Origin of the sequence: Spirillospora sp. CA-108201 (assembly GCF_050936235.1) — a bacterium.
Classification (GTDB): Bacteria; Actinomycetota; Actinomycetes; order Streptosporangiales; family Streptosporangiaceae; genus Spirillospora.
In genome coordinates, this window is sequence record NZ_JBNJNE010000001.1 from 7,439,699 (window position 1) to 7,458,954 (window position 19,256).

General features: G+C 69.9%; 13 protein-coding genes and 1 other RNA gene. 9 read left to right on the plus strand and 5 right to left on the minus strand.

Annotation, left to right across the window (positions count from 1 at the left end; all coding sequences use genetic code 11):
* The first annotated feature begins 110 nt into the window (after positions 1-110).
* Positions 111-4,943, plus strand: a complete 4,833-nt coding sequence (locus ACQEU6_RS35745) for an NAD-glutamate dehydrogenase (RefSeq protein ID WP_499337931.1) — start codon at positions 111-113, stop codon at positions 4,941-4,943.
* A 437-nt stretch (positions 4,944-5,380) separates the two neighbouring features.
* Entirely contained in the window at positions 5,381-5,584 is a 204-nt protein-coding gene (locus ACQEU6_RS35750) for a hypothetical protein (RefSeq protein ID WP_499337933.1), read from the plus strand.
* Positions 5,585-6,075: 491 nt separating this feature from the next.
* Here the strand turns inward: ACQEU6_RS35750 and ACQEU6_RS35755 are convergent, their stop codons facing one another.
* Both ACQEU6_RS35755 and prfB read right to left on the minus strand, forming a co-directional pair.
* A complete protein-coding gene (locus ACQEU6_RS35755) occupies positions 6,076-7,059 on the minus strand; it encodes a DUF8094 domain-containing protein (protein ID WP_499337935.1) in 984 nt (327 codons plus the stop codon).
* 126 nt (positions 7,060-7,185) lie between these two features.
* The gene (gene prfB, locus ACQEU6_RS35760; protein ID WP_499337936.1) at positions 7,186-8,295 is read right to left on the minus strand and encodes a peptide chain release factor 2; all 1,110 of its coding nucleotides are present in this window, start codon (positions 8,293-8,295) and stop codon (positions 7,186-7,188) included.
* 150 nt (positions 8,296-8,445) lie between these two features.
* Here prfB and ACQEU6_RS35765 point away from each other — a divergent pair, with 150 nt between their 5' ends.
* Positions 8,446-9,501: a DUF8094 domain-containing protein gene (locus tag ACQEU6_RS35765; RefSeq protein WP_499337938.1), complete on the plus strand. Its 1,056-nt coding sequence runs from the start codon at positions 8,446-8,448 to the stop codon at positions 9,499-9,501.
* Positions 9,502-9,520: 19 nt separating this feature from the next.
* Here ACQEU6_RS35765 and ACQEU6_RS35770 read toward each other — a convergent pair whose 3' ends face one another.
* On the minus strand, positions 9,521-9,706 hold the full coding sequence (locus ACQEU6_RS35770) for a hypothetical protein (protein WP_149259206.1): 186 nt from the start codon (positions 9,704-9,706) through the stop codon (positions 9,521-9,523).
* Positions 9,707-10,115: 409 nt separating this feature from the next.
* Between ACQEU6_RS35770 and ftsE the strand changes: the two genes are divergently transcribed.
* The 6 genes from ftsE (at position 10,116) to ssrA (ending at position 16,313) form a co-directional block, all read left to right on the plus strand.
* Positions 10,116-10,805, plus strand: a complete 690-nt coding sequence (gene ftsE, locus ACQEU6_RS35775) for a cell division ATP-binding protein FtsE (RefSeq protein WP_067453578.1) — start codon at positions 10,116-10,118, stop codon at positions 10,803-10,805.
* A 184-nt stretch (positions 10,806-10,989) separates the two neighbouring features.
* Positions 10,990-11,895: a permease-like cell division protein FtsX gene (gene ftsX, locus ACQEU6_RS35780; RefSeq protein WP_499337941.1), complete on the plus strand. Its 906-nt coding sequence runs from the start codon at positions 10,990-10,992 to the stop codon at positions 11,893-11,895.
* A 92-nt stretch (positions 11,896-11,987) separates the two neighbouring features.
* Positions 11,988-13,166: a S41 family peptidase gene (locus tag ACQEU6_RS35785; protein ID WP_499337942.1), complete on the plus strand. Its 1,179-nt coding sequence runs from the start codon at positions 11,988-11,990 to the stop codon at positions 13,164-13,166.
* A gap of 30 nt (positions 13,167-13,196) precedes the next feature.
* Positions 13,197-13,688 (plus strand): SsrA-binding protein SmpB, encoded by a 492-nt coding sequence (gene smpB / locus ACQEU6_RS35790; protein WP_149259208.1) that lies wholly within the window; start codon positions 13,197-13,199, stop codon positions 13,686-13,688.
* A 9-nt stretch (positions 13,689-13,697) separates the two neighbouring features.
* Positions 13,698-15,635: a penicillin-binding transpeptidase domain-containing protein gene (locus tag ACQEU6_RS35795; RefSeq protein WP_499337944.1), complete on the plus strand. Its 1,938-nt coding sequence runs from the start codon at positions 13,698-13,700 to the stop codon at positions 15,633-15,635.
* Positions 15,636-15,940: 305 nt separating this feature from the next.
* Positions 15,941-16,313: a transfer-messenger RNA gene (gene ssrA / locus ACQEU6_RS35800) on the plus strand.
* 61 nt (positions 16,314-16,374) lie between these two features.
* Here the strand turns inward: ssrA and ACQEU6_RS35805 are convergent.
* Together ACQEU6_RS35805 and ACQEU6_RS35810 are read right to left on the minus strand one after the other, a co-directional pair.
* Complete coding sequence (locus ACQEU6_RS35805) at positions 16,375-17,127, minus strand: hypothetical protein (RefSeq protein WP_499337946.1); 753 nt, start codon at positions 17,125-17,127, stop codon at positions 16,375-16,377.
* A 303-nt stretch (positions 17,128-17,430) separates the two neighbouring features.
* Positions 17,431-18,987, minus strand: coding sequence for an outer membrane protein assembly factor BamB family protein (locus tag ACQEU6_RS35810; protein WP_499337948.1), 1,557 nt, complete (start codon positions 18,985-18,987; stop codon positions 17,431-17,433).
* Between the last annotated feature and the right edge of the window lie 269 nt (positions 18,988-19,256).

Sequence of the window (19,256 nt, forward strand, 5' to 3'; positions counted from 1 at the left end):
CACGTCGGCCGTGCACGGGACCAGGTCGGCTTTGCGGCGATTCCTGGTTACGCTCGTGCAGTGAGCGGCGCCACAACGAGGTGGCGATGGGTCTCAAGGGGAGATTGTCGATGAGCGGCATGCTCGATCAAGAGAAGGACGACCTGCTCCGGCGGGCCGCCGAGACGTGCGCGCGGCGTCCGGACGCGCGCGGGGACGCGGAGGAGGCTCTCGCCTACCTCCGCCTCTACTACCGCCAGGTCGCGCGGGAGGACCTGCTGGAGCGCGACCCGGCCGGCATCTGCGGGCCCGCGATGGCGCACCGCGCGCTCGCCGAGGAGCGGCCGCAGGGGCGCGCGAAGGTCCGCGTCTTCACGCCGACGCTGGAGGAGGACGGCTGGAACCCCGGCCGCACCGTCGTCCAGGTCGTCACGGACGACATGCCGTTCCTGGTCGACTCGGTGACGATGGAGCTGAGCCGGCACCACCTCGCCACCCAGCTGATCGTCCACCCGCTGCTGGGCGTGGACCGCGACGTCGCGGGCCACCTCAGGGCGTTCCGCGGCAAGCTCGACAGCGACGCCGACGTCGACGAGTCGTGGATGCACATCGAGGTCGACCGCACCACCGACCAGGCCCTCCTGGACGTGCTGGAGAAGGACCTGATCCGCGTCCTGCAGGACGTGCGGGTCGCCGTCGAGGACGAGCCCAAGATGCGCGCCCGCGCCCACGAGATCGCGACCGCGGTCCAGGAGGTCCCGCCGCCGCTGTCCGACAAGGAGCTCGCCGAGGGCGTCGAGCTGCTCGACTGGCTGGCCGACGGGCACTTCACCTTCCTCGGCTACCGCGACTACACGCTCACCGAGGACGGCACGGCCCTGCGGCCCGAGCCCGGCTCGGGCCTCGGCGTCCTGCGCAACGACAAGCGCGAGTCCGCCGGCTTCGCCGCGCTGCCGCCGGAGGTCCGCGAGAAGGCGACGGAGAAGCGCCTGCTCGTCCTCACCAAGGCGAACTCCCGCTCCACCGTCCACCGCCCCCTGTACCTGGACTACATCGGGGTGAAGAAGTTCGACGCGGCCGGCGAGGTGATCGGGGAGCGCCGCTTCCTCGGCCTGTTCACGCACGTCGCCTACAGCGAGTCGATCGCGCACGTCCCCGTCCTGCGGCCCAAGCTCGACGAGGCGCTGGAACGCGCCGGGTTCACCCCCGACAGCTACGACGGCCAGGACCTCATCGAGATCCTGGAGACCTACCCGCGCGACGAGCTGTTCCAGATCTCGGTGGACGACCTGCTGAAGATCTCCCTCGGCGTGCTGCGGCTGCGCGAGCGCCGCCAGCTGAAGCTGTTCCTGCGCAAGGACCTGTACGGGCGCTTCATGTCCTGCATGGTCTACCTGCCGCGCGACCGCTACACCACCAAGGTGCGGCTGCGCATCCAGGACCTGCTCAAGGAGGCGTTCGAGGGCGTCAGCGTCGACTACAGCGCGAACGTCACCGAGTCGAACCTGGCCCGGCTGCACGTCGTGGTCCGCGGCGAGCGCGGGCGCCCGCTGCCGGACGTGGACGTCCCGGAACTGGAGGAGCGCCTCGCCGACGCCACCCGCTCCTGGGAGGACGACCTCGCCGACGCGATCGTCCAGCAGTGCGGAGAGGAACGTTCCGGAACGCTCGGCGGCTCGTTCGGCGAGGCGTTCCCCGAGGGCTACAAAGCCGACTTCCCGGCCCGCACCGCCGTCGCCGACCTGCGCCGCCTCGACGCGCTCGACGAGGCCGCCGACACCTCGATCGACCTGTACGGGCCGGCCGGCGCCGGGCCCGGCGAGCGGCGGCTGAAGATCTACCGGCTGGGCGAGCCGATCTCGCTGTCGCGGGTGCTGCCGCTGCTGCAGAACATGGGCGTCGAGGTCATCGACGAGCGGCCCTACGAGATCAACACCGCCGACGGCCGCCGGTTCTGGATCTACGACCTCGGGCTGCGGTACGTGCCGCCCGCGGACGTCCCGGAGGAGGCCGTCAAGGACCTGTTCCAGGACGCGTTCATGGTGCTGTGGCGCGGCGACATCGAGAACGACGGCTTCAACGCCCTCGTCCTGCACGTCGGCCTGACCTGGTGGCAGGCGATGATCCTGCGGGCCTACGCCCTGTACCTGCGGCAGGCGGGCGCCGCGTTCTCCAAGCGGTACTTCGAGGAGGTGCTGCTGCGCAACGCCTCCATCACCCGGCTGATCATCCGGTTGTGGGAGAGCAGGCTCGACCCGACGCTCCAGGGCGGCGAGGAGGAGCGCAGCGACGGCATCACCGAGGAGATCCGCGGCAAGCTGGACGACGTCGCCAGTCTCGACGAGGACCGCATCCTGCGCTCCTACCTGGACCTCGTCCAGGCGACCCTGCGCACGAACCACTACCAGAACAAGCCGTACCTGGCGATGAAGTTCGACCCGGCGGGCATCCCGGAGCTGCCGCAGCCCCGCCCCATGTACGAGATCTTCGTGTACTCGCCGAAGGTCGAGGGCGTGCACCTGCGGTTCGGGTCCGTCGCGCGCGGCGGGCTGCGCTGGTCGGACCGGCGCGAGGACTTCCGCACCGAGATCCTCGGCCTGGCCAAGGCGCAGGCGGTGAAGAACACCGTCATCGTCCCCGCGGGCGCCAAGGGCGGCTTCGTCGGCAAGCAGCTGCCCGACCCGTCCGTGGACCGGGAGGCCTGGCAGAAGGCCGGCATCGACTGCTACAAGGACTTCATCTCCGGCCTGCTCGACCTCACCGACAACCTCGTGGACGGCAAGGTCGTCCCGCCGCCGGACGTCGTCCGCCACGACGGCGACGACACCTACATGGTCGTCGCCGCCGACAAGGGCACCGCGACGTTCTCCGACATCGCCAACGGCGTCGCCGCCGACTACGGGTACTGGCTCGGCGACGCGTTCGCCTCGGGCGGCTCGGTCGGCTACGACCACAAGGGGATGGGCATCACCGCCCGCGGCGCCTGGGAGTCGGTGAAGTACCACTTCCGGGCCCTCGGCAAGGACATCCAGAACGAGGACTTCACCGTCGTCGGCATCGGCGACATGTCCGGGGACGTCTTCGGCAACGGGATGCTCCTGTCGGAGCACATCCGCCTGGTCGCCGCGTTCGACCACCGGCACATCTTCCTCGACCCCGCCCCGGACGCCGCCGCCTCGTTCGCCGAGCGCCGGCGCCTGTTCGAGCTGCCGCGCAGCAGCTGGGCCGACTACGACACCTCGCTGGTCTCCAGGGGCGGCGGCGTGTTCCCCCGCACCGTCAAGGCGATCCAGATCACCCCGCAGATGCGGGCGGTCCTCGGGCTCGGCGACGGCGTGAGGAGCCTTCCCCCCTTCGAGCTGATCCGGGCCATCCTGCGGGCGCCGGTCGACCTCCTGTGGAACGGCGGCATCGGCACCTACGTCAAGTCGTCCGCCGAGAACAACGCCGACGTCGGCGACAAGGCCAACGACCCCGTCCGCGTGGACGGCGCCGAGCTGCACTGCAAGGTCGTCGGCGAGGGCGGCAACCTCGGCGTGACGCAGCTCGGCCGCATCGAGTTCGCCCGCGGCGGCGGCCTGATCAACACCGACTTCATCGACAACTCCGCGGGCGTCGACACCTCCGACCACGAGGTCAACATCAAGATCCTGCTCGACCAGTCGGTGCGGGACGGGGAGCTCGCCGGCAAGCAGCGCGACGGGCTGCTCTACGAGATGACCGACGAGGTGGGACGGCTCGTCCTGCGCGACAACTACGCGCAGAACGTGGTGCTCGCCGCGGCCCGCGCGCAGGCGCCCGCGATGCTGCACGTCCACGCCCGGTACATGCGCAAGCTGGAGCGCGACGGGCGCCTGAAACGGCGCCTGGAGGCGCTGCCGGACGACAAGGCCCTCGCCGAGCGCCGCCAGTCGGGCCTCGGCCTGACCAGCCCCGAGTTCTCGGTGCTGCTCGCCTACGCCAAGCTCGCCCTGGACGCCGACCTCGTCGCCTCCGACCTCGCCGACGACCCCTACCTGGAGTCGTGGCTGGTCGACTACTTCCCGACGCCGCTGCGCGAGCGGTTCCGCCCGTACATGGACCGGCACCCGCTGCGCCGCGAGATCATCACGACCGCCGTGGTGAACGACGTGGTCAACGCGAGCGGCTCCACCTACGTGTTCCGGATGAACGAGGAGACGGGCGCCTCGTCCTCCGACATCGCCCGCGCCTACCTCGTCACCCGCGACGTGTTCGAGATGCCGAAGTTCTGGCGGTCGGTGGAGAGCCTGTCGCACCACGTCGAGGAGTCGACGCAGGTCGCGATGCGGCTGGAGGCGCGCAAGCTCACCGAGCGCGGCGCCCGCTGGCTGCTGCACAACCGGCGGCCCCCGTTCGACATCCAGGAGACGATCGACTTCTTCCGCGGCGGCGCGGCCACCCTGAGCGCGCGCCTGTCGAAGCTCCTGGTCGGCCTGGACCTCGCCGCCTTCGAGCAGCGCCGCGACGGCTTCGCCGAACTGGGCGTCCCGGACGAACTGGCCGAGCAGTGCGCCACCTTCGTCCCCGCCTACTCCACCTTCGACGTGGTCGGCATCGCGCACGACGCGCAGCGCCCGGTGGAGGAGGTCGCCGAGGTCTACTTCGACCTGGCGGACCGCCTCCAGCTGTCCCGCCTGCGCGAACGCATCATCGCGCTCCCGCGCGACGACAAGTGGCGCTCGATGGCCCGCTCCGCCCTCCGCGACGACCTGTACGCCGCGCACTCCGCCCTCACCCGCGACGTCCTCGTCACCAGCGAGCCGGGCGGCAACCCCGAGGAGCGAATGATCCACTGGGCCGACAAGAACAAGCCGGCCGTCCAACGAGCCCAGCAGACCCTGAGCGAGATCTGGGAAAGCGACAGCTTCGACCTGGCAACCCTCTCGGTAGCCCTAGGCGCCATCCGCACCCTCGTCACCTCAAGCAGCCTGCCCGCTGAGTAAATGGCATTTCTCTCCTCCTTCGGGCCCGGAGGGCCCTCCATCGTCGAGAAACGCGGGCGATCGCTGGCATCGCTTCGTCTCGCCCAGGGGCTCGCTGCGCGATCAGGTTCTCGCTTCGCTTGAACCTGCCTTCGGACGCGATCGCGGCCACTGAGCCCGCCGCGTGGTTTCACCTCAAACCACGCGGCGGGCGGGTTCATGGCGTTTCTCTCCTCCTTCGGGCCTGAAGGCCCTCCATCGTCGAGAAACGCGGGCGATCGCTGGCATCGCTTCGTCTCGCCCAGGGGCTCGCTGCGCGATCAGGTTCTCGCTTCGCTCGAACCTGCCTTCGGACGCGATCGCAACCGTTGGGCCCGCCGCGTGGTTCGCCCCGGACCGAGGGCGGGCCCCCGAAGCCATTCATCGCCTTTCGTTGAAAGGACGCCGTGGATCTCCGCATGCGCAAGCTCTGCATATCTCTCGCGCTCTCCCTGGGCTTCAACATCGCCGCCGTGACCATTTTTCTCCTCCTGGCCTGCGGCGAGACCGGAGCCATCATCGCCACCGCACTGGGCGTAGGCGTAGGAGCCGGCGGCACAGCGTTAGCGATCATGACGTCCTACGGCCTCCTGGCACCGAGCAACCAAAACCGACCGCACTAACCCCACCCCGCACGGAACCACAAGAAGGTCCACCAGACGCGACAACCCCAGCCGCCGCAGGACCACGCGACGACCTGAATGGTTGCGATCGCGTCCGAAGGCAGATTCGAGCGAAGCAAGAATCTGATCGCGCAGCGAGCCGCAAGGCGAGTCGAAGCGATGCCAGCGATCGCCCGCAGTGCCCGACGATGGAGGGCCGCCAGGCCCGAAGGAGGAGAGCACTGCCATAGGCACAGCAACCCCAGCCGCCACAGGACCACGCGACGACCTGAATGGTTGCGATCGCGTCCGAAGGCAGATTCGAGCGAAGCGAGAATCTGATCGCGCAGCGAGCCGCAAGGCGAGCCGGAGCGATGCCAGCGATCGCCCGCTTTTATCGACGATGGAGGGCCGCCAGGCCCGAAGGAGGAGAAAAAGCAAAATACCGGCGAGCGCCGGCCGGTTCCGCTGCAGCGGTCAGGAGGAGCGGGCCGGCCGGCACTCGACGGGGTTCAGGAGCCCTGGGCGGTGACGGCCTTGCGGTACATGCCGCTGATGGTGACGCGGCCCTTGGGCGGGACGGTGGCGAGGTACTGCACGAGGACGGTGGTGTCCAGGCGTGTCCGGGCGGCGGCGGACGGGGCGAGCCCCGTGAGGTCGCCGGTGACGGCGAGTTTGCCCCGCTGGGTGGCCGAGTAGGCCTCGTTCTGTTTCAGGACGTACCAGACGACGGCGCCGCGGTCTTTGGTGCGCAGCCCGTAGACCTTGTACTCGGTGGGGGAGAAGCGGGACGAGAGCGTGACGCCGCGCCCGGCCAGGGTCTTCTCGCCGGCTTTGAGCGCCTTGTAGGTCTCGCTGGTCTTCGCTCCGTCCGCGAGGGCGGAGGCTCCGGAGGCGCGGGGCCCGTCGGTGAGGAGCGCGGCGTGGGCCTTGGGGAGCCTCGCGGGAGCGATGGCGAGGTCCTTGACGTCGGGGGCGACCGGGGTGGCGTACCCCTGCGGGTCGAGCGCGACGCGGCCGAGGGCGAGTTCGGACGGGTACGGGTCGGCGGCGAGCAGCCACGGCGCGTTCGGCGCGGCCTGGGTGAACAGGAGCGCGTGCCGCAGGGCCCGCTTGCCCTTGCCGCTGACGGAGTCGGCGGCGAACCAGCGCGGGTAGCCGTCGACGCGCGGGATGTAGAACGTCGTGTGGGTGAAGGTCACCTTGGGCGGGCGCTGCCGGACGGCGCGGCGGAGCTTCAGCGCCGCGACGTCCATGGTGAGCTGCGGGTCGGCTTCGACCGTGCGCAGCGTCCTGCCGCTGAATCTGAGCCCTGCCTGGTTCATCCCCGAGGCGAAGGACGTGAGCACCTGCTGCGCCTGCTCCTTGGTGAGGGCGGGCGGCCCCTGCGGCTTCCCCGGAGCCGCGGAGGAGGTGTTGCCGCCGGAGCAGCCGGTGCTCACGGCGGCGGCCAGCAGGCCGGGTAGGAGTAGCGGAACGAGCGTGCGTGCGGCCATGAGGCCCCCCGAATGGCGACGTTGATCCGGACCACCCGGCATCCTCGCAGAGTGATCATGTGATCACTCTGCGAACACGGAAGTCGGCCGTAAAAGGTGGGGGACCGCTCGGGGGAGGGCCTCGGGTCAGTCGCTCTCCTGCTGGCGCAGCCAGCGGATCTCGGCCTCGATGAACTCGTCGATGTCGCCGTCCAGGACCGCGGAGGTGTTGCCGACCTCGACGCCGGTGCGCAGGTCCTTGACGATCTTGAACGGGTGCAGCACGTAGTTGCGGATCTGCGTGCCCCAGCTGGTGGTGCCCTCGCCGCGCAGCTCGGAGAGCTTCTCCGCCTCCTCCTTGCGCTTGCGCTCCAGCAGCTTGGCCTGGAGCACGTTCATGGCCGTGGCCTTGTTCTGCAGCTGGCTGCGCTCGTTCTGGCAGGACACGACGATGCCGCTCGGGATGTGGGTGATCCGCACGGCCGAGTCGGTCGTGTTGACGCCCTGGCCGCCGGGACCCGAGGACCGGTAGACGTCGATCCGCAGTTCGCTCTCGTCGATCTCGACGTGGTCGCTCTGCTCCACCACCGGCACGACGTCCAGGCCCGCGAACGACGTCTGCCGCCGGCCCTGGTTGTCGAACGGGGAGATCCGGATGAGCCGGTGGGTGCCGTGCTCGCCGCGCAGCGTCCCGTAGGCGTAGGGGGCCTTCACGGTGAACGTGGTCGACTTGATCCCGGCCTCTTCGGCGTAGGACGTGTCGTAGATCTCCGTCGGGTAGCCGTGCCGCTCGGCCCAGCGCAGGTACATCCGCCGGAGCTGCTCGGCCCAGTCGGCCGCGTCCACCCCGCCGGCCTGCGCGTTGATGGTGACCAGCGCCTCGCGGGCGTCGTACTCGCCCGACATGAGGGTGCGCACCTCGAGTTGCTGGACGGCCTTGTGCAGCGCGGCCAGTTCCTCGTCGGCCTCGGTGCGCGTGTCGGCGTCGTCCATCTCCCGGGCCATCTCGTACAGCGTGGCGGCGTCCTCAAGCCGCTGCCGCAGGCCTTCGACCCGGTTCAGTTCGCTCTCCAGGTACGACAGGCGGCGCGTCACCGCCTGGGCGCGCTCCTGGTCGCTCCACAGGTCGGGGTCGGCCGACTGCTCGCGCAGTTCGGCGATGTCGCGGCGCATGGTGTCGAGGTCCAGCACCTGCTCGATGCTGGACAGGGTCGATCCGAGCTCCTTGAGCTGTTCTTCGGGTTCGATGCCTGCCACGGTCCGAGCCTATCGCCGTCCCGGCACTGCTTATCGCTCGATGGCGGGCGACCGGAGGTCCGGCGAATATCATGCGGGTGGCAGAATCACGGGCCGAGGTGGTCGGCCGAGGGCGGCCGGCCCTGGATTCTCGGTCCGGGGGACGGGTCTTTGCACAGCTTCCTGCGGGTGGTCGCGGCCGGGGTGCTGCTCACCCTGCTCGCCGCCGCGGGCTGCGCCGAGGGCAAGACGGAGGCGCGGCCGACCGTCACCATGCCCGAGACGTCCCCGCCCGCGCCGGTGGCGCTGACTCCGCAGGTCGCCGGCCAGGCGTTCCGCTCCTACGTCACCGACGAGGACGTGGCGAGGGCCGCCGGCGACGAGCGTCTCGCGCTGACGTGGACGTCCGACGGCCAGTCCCAGCTGACCGCGGCCGAGTTCCGCAAGGCCGCCTACGACGGCGACCCGGTGCGGCGCTTCGTCTACGGCGAGCCCAAGATCTATGTGCCGAAGCTGAGGGACGCCGCCTACCCGCAGTGGTTCGTGGTGTCGGCCGATCGCTCGGTCGTAGGCCGGTCCAAGAGCAGGCGCAGGGCGCTGATGGCCTTCATCCTGCGCGGACCGTCGGACCACTGGAAGCTGACGGTCGCGACCCTTCTGCAGGAGAAGGCCAAGGAGCCGAAGGTCGCGGTCGACGCCGCCGGCTACGCGACGGCCATGAGCGCGGAGGACGCGTCCGTCCTGATCCGCCCTCGCGACGTCGGGGGGATCCAGGCGACGATCGCCGCCGAGGGGCCGCGCAGCGTCGCCGCGAAGGTGATGCGGCCCAACGCCGTCACCACGGGCTTCTACCAGGACGCCAAGCGCGCCAAGAAGAAGGCGAAGAAGAAGGACGTCACCTACACGGCCGTCTACACCGCGACCCCGTTCCCCTACTTCGGGCTGCGGACCGAGCACGGCGGCGGCCTGGTGATCTACTCGCTGTTCCGCAACGCCTCACTGATCGCCAAGGATCCCGGCACGCCGAAGCCGGAGATCCCGCAGGAGGCCGAGCACCTGCTCGACGGGACGGTCGAGGGCAACGAGGTCGACACCACGGCCACGCTGCACTTCGCCGCGTTCGACCCGGCGAAGGCCAAGAAGGGCGCCGCGCAGCCGAAGGCGCACATGGTCGCCGACGACGGCGCCGTGACCAAGGCCGGCACGCCGCCGATCAAGAAGCCGTGACGCCGCGGGCGCCGGGCCGTCAGCCGTAGACGCGCTGGAGGACGAGCGCCGCGAACAGCAGCGCGACGAGGATCGCCAGGACGACGGCGGGCGGCACGGACGGGCCGTGGTCGTGCAGCTCCGAGCGGGCCTCCCGGCAGGTGGGGCAGCGTCCCTCCACCACCGGGTTCGAGCACCGGGCGCAGATGAGATGTTCGCAGCTCATGTCGTGGGCCCCAATCTTCGGCAACGGCGTGTGGTCCGTACGGGAAGCGTCGGCCTGTCTGGTCGTTCGTCCACCTATTAGGTATCTTTCGCCAGCATCCAGCGTAGCCGGACTGTATGGTCGTTCCGGCAAGTCCGGGGGCTAGATGGTATAAAACGGCCGGACGTCGGGAGACGGTTCACATGGCACTGATCGGACGTCACGCACTGATCGGACGCGGTGCCGGCCCCGGGCGCCCGTACCACTGGGAGTGGGACGAGGTGGTCGCCTCTCCCCTCTACACTGCTCGAAGGCTCCGCGTCCCACCTGGCCGCGAAGCCGGGCGGCGCAGGCAAGGGGTCACGGAGCCTTCCGTGGCCGCGGGCCGGCCCGCTCCCCAACCCCTACAGCGAACCGCCGTGATGCAGCCGTGATCCATTTCGACAACGTCACCAAGGTCTACCCGAGCCAGAACCGGCCCGCTCTGCAGCATGTGAACGTCGCCATCGAGAAGGGCGAGTTCCTGTTCCTGGTGGGCCCGTCCGGCTCCGGTAAGTCGACCTTCCTGCGCCTCGTCCTGAAGGAGGAGCGTCCTTCCCAGGGTCACGTGCACGTGGCGGGCAAGGACCTGAGCAGGCTGAGCAACTGGAAGGTGCCGCACCTGCGCCGCAGGATCGGCTGCGTCTTCCAGGACTTCCGGCTCCTGCCCAACAAGAACGTCTTCGAGAACGTCGCGTTCGCCCTCGAGGTGATCGGCAAGCCGCGGCGCTTCATCGGCAAGGTCGTCCCCGAGGTCATCGACCTGGTCGGGCTGGAGGGCAAGGCCCACCGGATGCCGGACGAGCTGTCCGGCGGCGAGCAGCAGCGCGTCGCCATCGCGCGGGCGTTCGTCAACCGCCCGATGATCCTGCTCGCCGACGAGCCGACGGGCAACATCGACCCCGCGACCTCGATCGGCATCATGAAGGTGCTGGACCGCATCAACCGGACCGGTACGACCGTCGTCATGGCCACCCACGACGCCGCCATCGTCGACGCCTTCCGCAAGCGCGTCGTCGAGCTGGAGGACGGCCGCGTCGTCCGCGACCAGTCGCGCGGCGTCTACGGCCAGGCGTACTGATACGAGCGCGCCGACACGGGCGTACCGACACAGGCGTGCCGACACGGGCGCACTGACATCTGAACCATCGATTCCCGCCGGGTCGTAGGAAACCCAGAGGGGTGCCCGAAAGGAAGCCGCCCGCGCCGCGTCCCGCGGCCGCCCCGGCTCCCGGCCCAGCAACGGCGATCAAGGACAGCGAGGCATGCGCGTACAGTTCGTTCTCCAGGAGATCTGGATCGGTCTCCGCAGGAACATGACGATGACGATCTCCCTCGTCATCACCGTCGCCATCGCCATGGCGCTCTTCGGCACCGGGCTGCTCCTGCGGCAGCAGGTCTCCGCGTCCAAGAGCTACTGGTACGACAAGATCGAGGTGTCGATCTTCCTGTGCGCGAAGACGAGCTCCAACCCCGTCTGCCAGAAGCAGGACGTCACCGACCAGCAGCGGCAGACGCTCAAGGCGCAGCTGGAGAAGATGCCGCAGGTCTCGCAGGTCCAGTACGAGAACAAGCAGCAGGCCTACACCCGCTTCAAGGACCGCTTCGCCGGCTCGCCCGGGTTCGTGGAGAGCACCCGTGAGGGCGACATCCCCGACTCGTTCCGGGTGAAGCTGAAGAACCCGGAGGAGTACAAGGCGGTCGCGCAGGCGATGCTGAACCAGCCCGGCGTCGACTCGGTCATCAACGAGCAGGAGATCCTGAAGCGGTTCTTCCGGATCCTGAACGGCCTCCAGGTCGCCGCGTTGACGATCGCCTTGATCCAGGTGATCGCCGCGGTGATGCTGGTCGGCAACACCGTCCGGCTGTCGGCGTTCAACCGGCGCCGGGAGACCGGGATCATGCGGCTGGTCGGGGCGTCCAACACCTATATCCAGATGCCGTTCATCCTGGAAGGCGCGATCGCCGGGCTGATCGGCGGGTTGTTCGCGTCCGTACTGCTGATCTTCAGTAAGAAACTCCTGGTCGACAGACTCGCGGGGGACGTCCAGCTCGTCAGCCAGCTCGGCTGGAGCGTGGTGATCCTCGTCATCATCGTGTCGATCTGCTTCGGCGTCCTGCTGTGCGCCGTCTCCTCGTTCCTGACCCTGCGCAGATACCTGCGGATCTGACGCGGCGGCCGGATCCGGCCCAACCGCCGGATCCGGCCGCCGCGCCGCCCTAGACTTGGCCGCATGACCCCCTCCGCGCCCCCGTCGCGCCCGTGTCCCCGCTGAGCAGGCGACCGGGCGGCGTGCTGCGCGGTGCCGCCATCGCGGCGGCGGTCGCCTGCGCCTACGGCGCGGGGGTCGCGAGCGGCTCGGGCTCCGAGCGGCACGCGGCCGTCGCCGGGGGCGGCTCCGTCCTGGACGAGGCCGCCGCCAAGATCGGCGGCCGGGCCGAGCGGCCCGTCGACCGCGGCGTGCTCGACCGCGCCGCCATCGAGGGCATGCTGCGCGGGCTCGGCGACCGGTGGGCGCACTACTACTCCGCCCGGGAGTACGACGACGTCGAGGGACGCCTCACCGGCCGCTACAGCGGCGTCGGCCTGTGGCTCGGCCGCGAGGACGGCGACTCCCGCGTGCTGGTGGCGAGCGTCCAGCCCGGCACCCCCGCCGCCCGCGCCGGCGTCCAGGCCGGCGACGTCGTCACCCGCGTCGGCGGCGCCTCCGTGACCGGCTGGGACATCTCGCGCGTCGCCGAGGCGCTGCGCGGGCGTCCCGACGAGACGGTCGAACTCGCCGTGGAGCGCGAGCGTCGAACCAGGAGGTTCCACCTCGTCCGCACGAAGGTCTCTGGAGGGGACGTCACCGTGACCGAGCTCCCCGAGCGCGCGCGGATGATCCGGATCGGCGCCTTCACCCGCGGGACCGGCCGCGAGGTCCGCGCCGCCGTGACCGGGCGCCCGCCCGCGGACCGCTCCGGGGGCGGCGTCCTGCTCGACCTGCGCGGCAACCCCGGCGGGCTGGTGGACGAGGCGGTCGAGACGGCGTCGGCGTTCCTGGCCGGCGGCCCGGTCGTGACCTACGAGCCGCGCGGCAGGCCCGTCCAGCGGCGCGCCGTCACCGCCCCGGGCGACGCCCGGACCCCGCTCGTCGTGCTCGTCGACGCGGGCACCGCGAGCGCCGCGGAGATCGTCGCGGGCTCCCTGCGCGACCGCGACCGCGCGGTGATCGTAGGATCGCGTACGTACGGGAAGGGCTCGGTGCAGGAACCCCTCCGGCTCGCCGACGGGTCGGTCATCGAGCTGACCGTCGGTCGCTACCGCACCCCGAGCGGCCGTAACCTCGACGGGGTCGGCATCGAACCCGACGTGGAGGTCTCCGCCGACCGCCCTGCCAGGGCCGCCGAGCGGCGCGCCCGGACGGTGCTGCGCGGCCTCGAAGCGACGATGCCGGGCTGAAGACGACGACGCGGGACGAGGACTGAGGACGTGGCACGGGACACCGGGCGCAAGAAGGACACCGGGCACAAGCTCATCGCCCAGAACAAGCGGGCCCGGTACGACTACCACATCGACGACACGTGGGAAGCGGGCATGGTGCTCATGGGCACCGAGGTGAAGGCGCTGCGCGCCGGGCGGGCCTCCCTCGCCGACGGCTTCGCGCACGTGCGCGACGGCGAGGTGTGGCTGGAGAACGTCCACATCCCCGAGTACACGCAGGGAACCTGGACCAACCACGCGCCCCGCAGGCGGCGCAAGCTGCTGCTGCACCGCCGCGAGATCCAGAAGATCATCGCGAGGTCGGAGGAGCCGGGCTGGACGCTGATCCCGCTCTCGCTGTACTTCAAGGACGGGAAGGCCAAGGTCGAGATCGGCCTGGCCCGTGGTAAGAAGACCTACGACAAGCGCCAGGCCATCGCCAAGCGGGAAGCCGAGCGGGAGATGCAGAAGGCTGCGGCGGCCCGGTTCAGGAGACGGTGAAGGGTGTCGATGACGAACCGAGGCCGGAGGCGGGCCCGTGCCGGGGCCCGCAGGCAGCTGCTGTCGCCCGCGCGGCGCCGGGCGGTCGCGCTGGCGGCCTGCGGCGCCCTGGTGGGGACGATGACGACCGGATGCTGGGCCGAGCCGTCGGCGATGCCCGCCGTCCGCGACTTCCTCATCGCCTGGCAGGTCGGCAACTACGAGGCGGCGGCCGGGCGGACCGTCGGCGCCGACCGCAGGCAGGTGGAGGACGCGCTCGGCCGCGTCCGCCAGCAGCTCGACGCCGCGTCCCTGCGGCTGTCGCTCGGCACCGAGGTCGAGGGCTCCGGCGTCGACCAGATCGTCAAGAAGGGCGACGAGGCCGACGCCCGCTTCACCGTGAAGATCGACCTGGGTGAGAACGGGCAGCCGTGGGAGTACCCCGGCCTGATGCACCTGCGCCGCGTCGGCGGCAAGTGGAAGGTCGTCTGGGACGCGTCCATCATCAACACCAAGCTGAAGCCGGGGCAGCGCCTCGCCGTGGTGACGCAGGTGCCCAAGCGCTCCCCGATCACCGACACCCAGGGCCGCTCCGCGCTGCGCGAGATCGGCGCCTACCAGGTCGGGGTGTTCCCCGGGCAGCTCGCCGACCCGCAGAAGACCATCGACCAGCTCGCCAGGCAGACCAAGATCGACGGTGGCCGGCGGCTGGACTCCGAGCGCCTCCTCGGCCGCGTCCGGTCCGCCCCGCCGCAGACGTACCTGCCGCTGCTGACCCTGCAGGTCCCCGCGCACAACGCGCTCATCCAGCGCCTCACCCACATTCCGGGGCTGCGGTTCCAGGGCGCCCGCGCGCCGATCGCGCCCGCGTACGCGCCCGAGCTGATCGGCAACCTCGGCCCCGCCACCGCGGACCGGCTCCAGCAGGTCGGCGCCCCCTACCAGCCGGGCGACACGATCGGCGTCAGCGGCATCCAGCTGCTCCAGCAGCGCCGCCTCGCCGGGACGCCCACCATCAGCGTCGTCGCGCAGGACGAGACCGGCAAGAGCACCGAGCAGCTGCGCTCCTGGCCGGGCCAGGAGCCGCAGCAGGTCCAGACGACCCTCGACCCCGGCTACCAGCAGCACGCCGACGACGCGCTGGCGGGCGTGCAGTTCCCGGCGTCCATGGTCGCCGTGCGGCCGAGCACCGGAGAGGTGCTCGCCGTGTCCAACCACGGCACGGGCGGCCAGAACGTCGCGTTCGAGGGCCACTACCCGCCCGGCCTCACGTTCGGGATCGTGTCCGCGGAGGCGCTGTTCTCCCAGGGCGGCATGAAGCAGTCCACCGAGACGACCTGCCCCGGCACCGTCACCATCGGCGGCAAGACGTTCACCAACCAGGCCCGCCCCGACAGCAGCTTCGCCAACCACTTCGCCGCGTCCTGCAAGACGACCCTCGCGCAGCTCGGCAGCAAGGTGGACGGGCAGACCCTCCTCCGTGAGGCGACCCAGCTCGGCATCGGCAAGAACTGGGGCCTCGGCGTCCCCGCCTTCACCGGCTCCGTCCCGGCGCCCGCGAACGACGGCGAGAAGGCCGCGGCCATGGTCGGCGAGGGCGCCGTCCAGGTCAGCCCCCTGGCGATGGCCATGGTGGCCGCCGCCGCTTACAGCGGCACCTGGCGGCCGCCCTACGTCCTCAAGGACCCCTCCACGACCGCCCAGGCGCCGCAGGCCCAGTCCCTGCCGCCCGAGTCCATCTCCAACCTCAAGAAGGTCCTGAGCCGCACCGCGTCCCGCGGCAACGCCCGCGGCGCCCGCGTCTCCGGCGACGTGGTCGGCGTCGCCGCCCTCACCACCTACAACGAGGGCGGACGTCCGAAGACCGTCTCCTGGTTCGTCGGCTCCAGCGGCGACCGCGCCTTCGCCATCGCGGTCGAGGGCGTCGTCAACACCCCTGCGCTGGCGGCGAAGTTCCTCGGCGGCTAGGCCCTTTGTCAGCTCTTTACGGACGGGGACGCAACCAACCCGCCCTCCGCGTGCGTCTTTACGGGTGACTGAGCCACCGCTTGGGGGGTTGCGGACTCAGTCGCCGTGATGAGACCAGAGCCTCGTCTCGGGGGAGGCTCTGCCGTCCGGACCGGCCCGACCCTGCCGGTCGACCCCGGTGGACGCGTTTCGCGTCCACCGGGGTTCACGTGTGCCCGGGGGGGAATCACGTTGCCCCCGCACGCGTTATCCATGTAACGTCATCGTGCGGACGTCCCCGGACGGACGCTTTGACAACTGAACATGGGGGTGACCGGCTTCGACTTCGGTCGTTCGAGCCAGGGGAAGCGGGTCGAGGGTTGCTGTCGTGACCTCGTAAATCCTGTGACAGCAAACCAATAACTGCCAACAAGAAGCAGTCCGAGTTCGCCCTCGCCGCCTGAGCGAGGAGCGAACTCTGTCAGCCCGGGCGCGTCTCCGTCCCGGGGTCTGGCATCGCTAGGAGACTTCACCTGCCGGTCCGGTCGCGGGCCCGGTAGGGACACCTGACAGCGACTGAGCCCGTCGGCGACACGCCTGCGTGAGCGCCGGGACTGAGAAAACGCTAAGCAGGCTGCACCCGGAGAAGCCCTGACCCATCACCGAAGGACGCGGGTTCGATTCCCGCCACCTCCACCCGTAATGCAAGATGCGGCCCGACCGGAATACGGTCGGGCCGTTCTGCCGCTGCCCGATCCGGTCAGGCCACAGGTTGACGGCGTCGCGCGCGGATGGTGTGGAGGCCGGCGAGAACGGCCATGAGGCCGGCGATCGGGAGCCAGATGAGCGCGGTGAACCTGGCGTGCTCGAACTCGCCGTCGTACGGGAGAAGGGCAGCAGGGATCGGGGAGATCAGCCCGGCCGTCAACAGCCCGAACGAGAGCCTGAAGCTCGCGCTCTGGCCCGGCGTCAGGGTGGGGGACGCGCGGCGCCGCGCAACCCGCCAGGCGGACACGATCGCCAGGATCAGGCCGGACGGTAGCAAGATCAGCGCGAGTACGGCGCTCCGCGCGCGCATGTCAGCCGGGGCCTGACTGGTCCTCTGGGACGCGCCCCCCTTCGAGATCTCGGTCAGTGTGCCGCGCCAAATGGTGCCGGTGACACGGGCGCCCTTGGCGAGTTCGCCCCAGACCGGGCCGCGGTTGGCGAACGTCGACCTCCACCGGTGGCCATCCGCGTCCGTCAGGACCGTGTACGGCTCCTTGCCCCGGCCGCCAGGGTCGTCGACTTCCGTCACCGTGAACCCCTGCTTCCACAGGCAGTCGGCAGGCTCGATCGGGACGGTGGGGCAGGGCGTGGCCGCCTCGTATGCGCGCAGGTCAAGGTCACCGTCGGGCAGGTACGTCACGAGCGCGCCGACGGCGCCCGCCACCATGGCGAGGCCGACGAGGAGGAAGACGATCGCCCCAGCGGTGCTGCGAACAAAGCGCGCCATCAGGACATCTCTGTCCACGACTACACCATCGCGACGATGGTGTCAGATGGGAACGGGTTTAGCATCACGCCCCATAGTGTTCCATTACCGGGGGTCCTGTGGGATCTCCCGGTGCGGCAGCGCTGTACGGCGAGCCCGACCTGACCATCCGGGTCGTCCCTGACGTCTTCAACGAGGCGCTCTGGATTCCATCCGCGTGCGTAGACGCTCTACCTGGTCAGATGTGTTCGAGTAGTGAGTGATTAGGTCCACGCGTAATCCCAGATACGGCCTGATCGGAACTCTCCGGTCAGGCCGTACTGCTGTCCATGATCATGGATCTCAGCGGGCCGCATCCGAGGGCGCTTTCGTGTCATCCCGTACCGGAGGCACGGGCTGTTCGTCGTGACCGGGGTCCGTCGGCCCTTGCCCGGTGGCGGCGTCCACAGCGTAGAGCGCGCCTGCTGCGGTGCCGAAGTAGACGGCGCCTTCATCCACCACCGGTGAGGAGTGGATGGGGACGACAGGGCCGTAGTGCCAGCGAAGGTCGCCGGTCTCCGCGTCTACGGCGGCCAAGCCGCCACCTCGGCCGGACGAGATCGCGTCCGGGACAGTGCCGAAACCTATGTAGACGGTTCCGTCGGCCACCGCCGGAGACGAGTCCACGGGGATGCCGGGCTGGTAGCGCCATTTCTCCGCCCCCGTCATGGCGTCGACCGTCACCAGGCCCCCGCCGCCGTAGAAGTCGCTGTAGCCGAGCCCGACATGCACCATGCCGTCGGCTACCGCCGGAGATGATCTGATTTCGATGCCCGTGGCGAAGCGCCAGCGTTCCTCGCCGGTCTCGGTGTCAACGGCCAAAAGTCCGCCGCGCATGCCCGGCGCTCTTGTGAGCTCCTGGCCGAGGCCCACATAGACGACGCCGTCAGCGACCGCCGGGCCGGAGAGGACTCCCGAACTGAGCCTGCGGCGCCAGCAGAGTTCTCCGGTGGCCGCGTCCACCGCCATCAGCTCCCCGCTCTCTGCGCCGAGGAACACCGTCCCGTCCGCCATGGCCGGCGAGGCGACGATCCTCCTGCCGAGCTCCAGGTGCCACAGACGCTTCCCGGTGGCCGCGTCCAACGCCGTCAGAGTCGCCGGCGACGCGCCGCCGTTGAGCCCGATATAGACAGTGTCGTTGTCGACCAGCGGTGACGAGTACACCATGGTTCCGGTGTGGTGGAACCATCGCCGCTCGCCGGTCGCGGCATCCACGGCCAGAACGCCACCACCCCTCCGTTCATACCCGACGTGGGTTCCTGCATAGACCGTGTCGTCAGCCACGGCGGCTGACGACGTCACCGAGACAGCGCGCTCGATGTGCCATCGCACCGTGCCGTCCGTGGCGTCCAGGGCCAGCAGACCTCCGGTCAGGTTGCCTTCGCGATCGCCGGTTCCGATGAACGCCGTTCCGTTCGCCACGACGGGCGAGGAGAAGAGCGATCTACCGATCTTGCTGAGCCAGCGCGGTGGCTCAGCCGAAGTGGTCTTCTTTCGGTAGACGCCCCGGCGGCCGATGTCGCCGCGGTACATGGCGGTCACACCGGCCTTGTTCGCGCCGATCGCCCGAGAGCGCAGAGTCGTGCTTGACCGCGCTGCTGCGCGGATCTCATCGGCTTCTCGACGGGCTTGTGCGAGGATGAGTCGGGCTTGCTCGTTGGCCTCTCGTATCCGCGTCTCAACAGTATCCGGAGCAGCCGGGCTCCCAGGATCCTCAAGTCGTTCCCATGCGGTGGTCCAGAGGTTGACCTGGTCAGCAGGAACCTCGCAGGCCAGTACAAAAGCCACCAATGCCGAACGCTTGGGATAGCGCTGACCCGTCACCAGAGTGTGAGCCGTGGATTTCGACAGCCCCTCCAAGTGGCGTGAACGTGTCTCAAGCGTCCGAGCCGAAGGTCTTCCCGCACGACGCCACAGTCGATGCAGCAGTGTCACGAGTCCGTCTTTCGTCCCCACGGTCGCCAGTGCGGCCTGAAGATCGGTGGTGTTCGGTGGGACCTTCCCTCCGGCGCTCTCCATGGCTTACACGCCTGCCCTCCGGCTGTCCTCAGATGTCCAACGCTCGTGGCCGCAGGTTAGGGGAGCAGTGCGCACCGCGCATAGCTGTGGAGCCGTTGATGTCCAAATCC